4 protein-coding genes are annotated in these 7735 nt (G+C 37.1%); all 4 read left to right on the top strand.

Annotated features, from left to right (window positions below; genetic code table 11):
- Nucleotides 1–60: 60 nt before the first annotated feature.
- Nucleotides 61–5742 (top strand): two-partner secretion domain-containing protein, encoded by a 5682-nt coding sequence (locus BTHERMOSOX_RS08150; protein WP_138120590.1) that lies wholly within the window; start codon nucleotides 61–63, stop codon nucleotides 5740–5742.
- Nucleotides 5739–6032, top strand: coding sequence for a DUF7683 domain-containing protein (locus BTHERMOSOX_RS08145; protein WP_138120589.1), 294 nt, complete (start codon nucleotides 5739–5741; stop codon nucleotides 6030–6032). Before BTHERMOSOX_RS08150 ends, BTHERMOSOX_RS08145 begins: the two co-directional genes overlap by 4 nt.
- A gap of 331 nt (nucleotides 6033–6363) precedes the next feature.
- Nucleotides 6364–6438 carry a DUF2283 domain-containing protein gene (locus tag BTHERMOSOX_RS12080; protein WP_138120591.1) on the top strand — a complete coding sequence of 25 codons (75 nt, stop codon included), beginning with the start codon at nucleotides 6364–6366 and terminating at the stop codon, nucleotides 6436–6438.
- A gap of 49 nt (nucleotides 6439–6487) precedes the next feature.
- Nucleotides 6488–7735, top strand: a 1248-nt coding sequence (locus tag BTHERMOSOX_RS08135) for a DUF637 domain-containing protein (protein ID WP_171004701.1), incomplete at its 3' end; no start/stop codon positions are given.

Raw genomic sequence — 7735 nt, 5'->3', positions numbered from 1 at the left:
AAAAAGTCATTCACCCTGTTTTTAATACTAAGCCACATAAACGCTTTTGTATTAAGTAGTATGGGTAGTGTTTATGCAGCCAATCAAGTTGTAGATACTACCAAAAGCCCAACGACTTTTATAGATACCACAGCCAACGGGGTAGACTTAATCAACATCTCCAACCCTAACTCTGTTGGAGTATCAGTTAATCACTACAACAAGTTTAATGTCGGCAATCAAGGTGCAATACTCAACAACTCAAAAGTCATGGGCACTTCACAACTCGGTGGCGTGGTATATGGAAATCCTAATCTTAATCAACATGCTGATATTATTCTTAATGAAGTAGGTTCTACTAATCGCTCAGTATTAAACGGTGCTTTAGAAGTATTTGGCAAGAATGCAGCTGTGGTAATTGCCAACCCAAATGGTTTTGATTGCAATGGTTGTAGCTTTATCAATACCTCAAAACTCACTATGGTAAGTGGACGCTCGCAGATGATCGATGGTGCAATTACTGGATTCAAAATTAATAATGACTTAACTTCTGATTTTGTGGTTGGTGAACTTGGTTTGTATGCCAACAACACAAACGATGTCAACATTATCTCAAGAGCCATTGAGCTAAGAGGAGAACTGCAAGCCAAACAAAACCTAGCCCTAAAGCAAGGTAATGATTACTATGATTACACGACTGGCAAGGTTACCTCAGATACTAACGCCTCTCCTATTGAATTTGGCATTGATGCCTCACACCTAACTAACATTTCAGCAGGCACAATCAAGCTCATCGTTACTGAAAAAGGTGCAGGGGTTAATACCGCTGATGGCAATATTATCACTGATTTATCCAAACTGGAAATAACTGCTGATGGCGACCTAGTATTAAAAGCAAATCTTGGCTCACAAACCGATATTAACTTAACTTCTCGTAATGGAAACATTACTCAATCAGGCGATATTAAAGCTGCACAAAATATTAATATTAACGCTAATCAAGCTTATCAAAATGATGGTGGGTCTATTATTTCTCAAGCCAACTTGGATATTGTTGCCAATACCATCAATAGTAATGGCGGACAATTAATAACAGATAATAACACCAATATCAAAGCAGAGAGTAATATTACTCTCAATAGTAATGTTCAATCACTAGGGGGCATTAATTTAATCAGTAATCAAGGGCAAATTACTCAAACAGGTGACTTAACTTCCAATTCAGATATTAATTTACAAGCTAGTAATAATATAAACCAATCTGGAGACATCAGCTCTCAACAAAATATTACTTTAATATCCAATGCTGGGCTAATTAAACAATCAGGAGATTTAATTGCTAATTTAGCAGTGAATTTGTCAGCTGATAACCATATAGAGCAACTTGGCAACATTAATGCCCAGCAAAAAATTAATATAACCAGTAAGCAAGGGCAAATTACACAAACAGGTAGTTTACTGGCTAATTCAGATATTAATTTACAAGCTAGTAATAATATAAACCAATCTGGAGACATCAGCTCTCAACAAAATATTACTTTAATATCTGATACTGGATCAATTAAACAATCAGGAGATTTAATTGCTAATTTAGCAGTGAATTTGTCAGCTGATAACCATATAGAGCAACTTGGCGATGTTAATGCTCAGCAAACAATCAGCTTAACCAGCAATAAAGGGGCGATTACTCAAGTTGGCAATTTGTTTGCCAATTCAGACATTAACTTACAAGCCAATAATGACGTAAATCAGTCAGGTAATGTTAATTCCCAGCAAGATATTACTTTAGTATCAGGTGCTGGATCAATCAACCATTCTGGAAATCTAGTTGCCAATTCAGATATTAACTTATCATCTAATAGCAATATAACACAATCAGGTGATATCAGAGCGGCACAAAATATTAATATTAACGCCCAAGAAGCTTATCAAAACCAAGGTAAAGACGTCATTGCTCAAAATAATTTAGATATTACTGCTAATACCGTTAGCAATAAAGGTGGACAACTAGCAGCAGGCAAGGACCTTAATATCACAGCAGATACGTTAAACAACATTCAAAATACTGAGCAAACTCAAGGTGGTTTAATTTACGCTGGCAATAAATTAAATTTAGCTATTAGTAATCAACTTACTAATGACCAAAGCTCGATGATTGCCAAGAGTGATATTGTCATTGATGGTGTAAACCTAGTTGTTAGTAACAAATCGGGTGTGATTCAATCAGATGAAAATATTAGCATTACAGCCAAAGATTTAAATAACACAGCCTACCACTACGACACTAAAGTAAATGATGGTGATGGTTACTATGGCTATGATATTCAAAGAGTTAATAAAAGTGGCTATGTTATGGATCAAACTCTCGTCTTGGAGCAAGATGAGCATAACTCAACGCTAGCATCAAAACCCTCGTTTATCACTGCACTTAAAAATGTAGCCATTAATTTATCTAATGAATTGTTTAACGCCTCTTCAGTCATTAGTGCCAAACAAGACTTAACCATTACAGCCAATAAAGTAACCAATCAAACTGACTCGGTAGCAACGCACGAGATGTATCGAAAATGGGGCAAGATGTGGCAAGAGCGTTATTGTGCCAAAAAAAAGAAATGGTATAAAGGTGGTGGTTGTAAATATTATGCCTATCGCACCAAAACAGATTCTTGGACTGATACTAGAGATGTATTACTAGCTTATTCGAGTAATAAAGGCACTTTGTCTGCTTCTCGAAACCTCACCATTAATGCAGGCGAATCCATCACCAATGGCGAAGTTATCCAAAACAATGAATTTTTAACAGCATCAGCTAACACGACTGATATCACTGACAATGCACAGGTCTCTGGTGCAACAACCTATCAAGGAAATGGTATTTTGAATGACTCACTAGTGCGTAGTGGGCAATTTAAAATCAATAAACCCAGCGCTAATAGACCTTACGTTATAGAAACTAGAAACCAATTTATTGATACTAACAAATTCAAAGCCTCACAATACCTATTTGCCAGACCCAATATCAGATTCCTAGACCCAACGATGCCTAGTCCAATTACTCTAGGTGATACTTACTGGGAGCATCAAAAACTACAAAGACAAATACTAGAGCAAACTAAAAAAGCTGAGCTTTATGCAGGTTTTGATATGAACGCCACCTTTGAGCGTCTGTTTAATCAAAGCAATGAAGAGTTCGAGCAACTAACCAACCAAGGTATTGAAATCATTTTTGGTGTATCACTAAGTAAAGCAGCCATTAAAGCCTTAACCCAAGATATTATTTGGTATGAGAATGAAGAAGTTGAACTGGGTGGTGAAAAATACACAGCACTCGTGCCAAGATTGTATTTAGCCAACGCAACACTGGATGATTTAACCAAAACCCCACAAGCATTTTTAAGCGCACAAAACATCCGCTTAAATAGCGATGGACAAGTAGAAAATTCAGGGCAAATAGCCTCTGCAAATGACACCAATATTACTGCAAATAACATTACTAATCAAAACGGCATTATTACAGGTAACAATATTAACCTAGATGCACAAAATACCATTCTCAACCAATCAGGAGATATTAAAGCTAATAATGATTTAAATCTTACAGGGCAGACGCTTGCCAACATCGCCAGCGAGCAAACCATAACACAAAAAAGAGACACTCTAAAAACCGTTGGCACCAGTTCAAACTTAGAAGGCAAAAATATTAATATTAATGCCAGAGACGTTATCAACACAGCCAGTAATATTAAAGCACAAAACCTAGATATAACTGCCAACAATCTCAACATCGCCACCCAGCAAACCACCACTAACCTAAAAGCAGGCAGTGGTGATAACTACTCCAACTCACAAAGCACCAAACACCAAGCCAGCAATATTAAGGTTAGTGGCGATTTAAACATCCAAGCAGATAATATCAACATCCAAGGCGCTAAAGTCTCTGCCAACAATGCCACTATAAAAAGTGACAATCTAACTGTCACATCAGTGCAAGACTCCAAGTCTGTGCAAATGAAGTCTAGCGCTAGTGGTGGCTTTTTTGGGGGTAGTTCAGAGTCCACGGTAAATTCACAAAAAACAAACAGTCAAGGTAGTAAATTAACGATTACAAATAAGCTAACCATCCAAAACCAGCAAACCCAAATCATTGCCTCCAAGGTTAAAGCCAAAACCATTGAGATCCAAACCCAACTACTAAAACTCATCAGCCAAAAAGACCTGGACTACCTCAAAGAAACCTCCGACTCATCAGGCTTTTTAACACGCACCATTACTGATAAAGGTCACCAACAAGAAACTATTAAAGAGGCTGTTATCCAAGCCCAAAGCATTAGTGTTAATGGGCAAGCATTAACCATAGCAGGACAAAGTGTTGCCAGTGCTTTGTCAACTGATAACCTAAACCAACAACTACTACAGGCGCTATCCTCTCAAGGCGAACTTACTCAACGGCTCAAAGATGCAGGGATAGACCTACAAAGTCTTGCAGTTAATAACAAAGACTGGGATGAGTCTGTTACCACCCTAAGTGGCATGGGTGCTTTGATTGTCAAAGCAATAGTGACTTACTTTACCGCAGGTATGGGTACTGCTTTGGTTGAGGCAGGCAGTGCGGCTATGCAAGTCGCTATGCAAAGCTTAATAGATCAAGTAGCCACCAGTTTTGTGACTGGTGCAATTACGGGTGATATGAGTTTTGATATAGATACCATTATCAAAGGGGCTGTGGTTGCTGGAGCAACTACTTATGCCAGTGATTATATAGCATCAAAAGATGGTCTCAACATTGCCAAAGACACAACACAATATGACATCGCTAACACGGTTGCAGATGCAGGCATCAATACGGCAGTAACTGGTGGGAGTTTTAAAGATAATCTTAAAAACTCTGCGGTTAATACGATTGGTAAAAACTTAACTAAAAATATAGGTAAGTCTTATGGTATTGATAGTTTTAATCAGGGTATTGCAAGCATGGATTACTGGGCACATAAAGCACTGCATGCTGGTCTTGGATGTGCCATAAGTTCAGCAAAAAGTGGAGATTGTAGCTCAGGTGCAGTAGGTGCGGCTATTGGTGAGATGATTGCCGAGAGTTATGTTAAATCTCAAGGCGAGAGATTAGCAACTAATAGTGACGATGTTTACAATGAAGCAAAACTCATTGGACAACTAGGGGCAATTTTTACCGCACAAGCAGCAGATTTAGATGTTAATGATGCTTATGATACTTCTAGTAATGCCATAGAAAATAATACTAAAGTTCTTGTTGCACTTGGCAAGACTTCATTAAAGTTGGGTAAAAAATTAGTTAAAAATGGTAAAATAACCAAAAAAGATTTAAAAGATGCAGGACTTGATGAATATGTTGATATTGTTGATGACCTAAATACCATAGTAACCTCAGGTGATCCAGTGGCAACTGGACTTGCTATTGCTGATTTTATTATTGGGACTAACTTTAATAGTAAGAAGACTAGGGTTGCAAAGATTGATAAGAATCATAATTATAAACCAGCACCCAAAAAACCTGAAGATATAAAAGGCATACCTAATTTAAAATCTTTTCCTAAAAAAACATCGATTCAAGGTGGTGGAAGATTCAGAGAAAGATATAAAGATAAGAAAGGCAATATTTATGAATGGGATTCTCGTCATGGAACTTTAGAAAAATACAATAAAAGAGGTAAACATCTAGGAAAATATGACCCTAAAACTGGTAAACAGCTAAAACCAGCCAATAAAACACGAAAGGTTGAACCATGAGCGATAAGGTCTTTGAATTCACAATCAGAGTTTTTTGGCGAGATGATAAAAAATATGGCGGTGATTTAATTGAAGAAATAGACTTTTATGATAGTTTAAAAACTATGGTAAAAATTGTAGACCCTGATTTAGATGATTTAGAATTTATGTATGGTGGTTATAATTTAAATCAATCTCAAATTTCTTTTTTTGAAAGCTTATTACAAAGAAAAATTGATTTAGATAAATATGTATATCAATTCTCACGATATGATTTTGATGGTAAATCAATGATACCGCCAAAAAAATAAAGGGGTCATAAAAATATTTCCAGATAAGAAAACAGCTGATTTAGAGTTAAAAGAGCTTACAAAGAATATATCAAAAAATGGCTTTCCAAAAGGAACAATAAAGAACACTCGTCCAAATAGAGTATTAGTTCCCACTGGAAAAAATGGGTATGCCGTATATCAAATAGAGAAAAATGGCACTGCAAAATTAAACACAACTTTACTAAGAAAATAGATTATGAATATTCAATTAAATGAGGAAGAGCCGATTTATATTAAATTACCAAATAGCAAAATCCCTTATAAACAAGTTAGTTTATTTGACTGCATAAAAGATAATAAATTATTCTAAATAAATGAAAATTTAGATATATATTTTGATGTAGATGAAAATGGTGAATTAATAGGAATAGAAATATTAACTTAGAAATAAAAAACAAAAGGTGTAAACCACACTAAACCGCTAAAATAATCCCATGCTTAAAAAACTGCTAACGCTTTATTTTTCACTTTACTTGGCACTTGGCTCAATTTTTGCACAAGCAAACTCCAACTCACAAAGCACCAAACACCAAGCCAGCAATATTAAGGTTAGTGGCGATTTAAACATCCAAGCAGATAATATCAACATCCAAGGCGCTAAAGTCTCTGCCAACAATGCCACTATAAAAAGTGACAATCTAACTGTCACATCAGTGCAAGACTCCAAGTCTGTGCAAATGAAGTCTAGCGCTAGTGGTGGCTTTTTTGGGGGTAGTTCAGAGTCCACGGTAAATTCACAAAAAACAAACAGTCAAGGTAGTAAATTAACGATTACAAATAAGCTAACCATCCAAAACCAGCAAACCCAAATCATTGCCTCCAAGGTTAAAGCCAAAACCATTGAGATCCAAACCCAACTACTAAAACTCATCAGCCAAAAAGACCTGGACTACCTCAAAGAAACCTCCGACTCATCAGGCTTTTTAACACGCACCATTACTGATAAAGGTCACCAACAAGAAACTATTAAAGAGGCTGTTATCCAAGCCCAAAGCATTAGTGTTAATGGGCAAGCATTAACCATAGCAGGACAAAGTGTTGCCAGTGCTTTGTCAACTGATAACCTAAACCAACAACTACTACAGGCGCTATCCTCTCAAGGCGAACTTACTCAACGGCTCAAAGATGCAGGGATAGACCTACAAAGTCTTGCAGTTAATAACAAAGACTGGGATGAGTCTGTTACCACCCTAAGTGGCATGGGTGCTTTGATTGTCAAAGCAATAGTGACTTACTTTACCGCAGGTATGGGTACTGCTTTGGTTGAGGCAGGCAGTGCGGCTATGCAAGTCGCTATGCAAAGCTTAATAGATCAAGTAGCCACCAGTTTTGTGACTGGTGCAATTACGGGTGATATGAGTTTTGATATAGATACCATTATCAAAGGGGCTGTGGTTGCTGGAGCAACTACTTATGCCAGTGATTATATAGCATCAAAAGATGGTCTCAACATTGCCAAAGACACAACACAATATGACATCGCTAACACGGTTGCAGATGCAGGCATCAATACGGCAGTAACTGGTGGGAGTTTTAAAGATAATCTTAAAAACTCTGCGGTTAATACGGTTGGTCAGAACTTAGCTAAAAATATCGGTGCTGCTGATTTAAATGAGCTCACTCACAAACTTGCTCATGCAGGGCTTGGTTGTGGCTTGGCTTCTGCTAAGGGTGGGGATTGT

This window comes from Bathymodiolus heckerae thiotrophic gill symbiont (assembly GCF_900128515.1).
In the GTDB taxonomy this organism is placed as follows: Bacteria; Pseudomonadota; Gammaproteobacteria; order PS1; family Pseudothioglobaceae; genus Thioglobus_A.
Note: the sequence above shows the minus strand (reverse complement) of the source record. Positions and strands in the feature narration are given on the sequence as shown.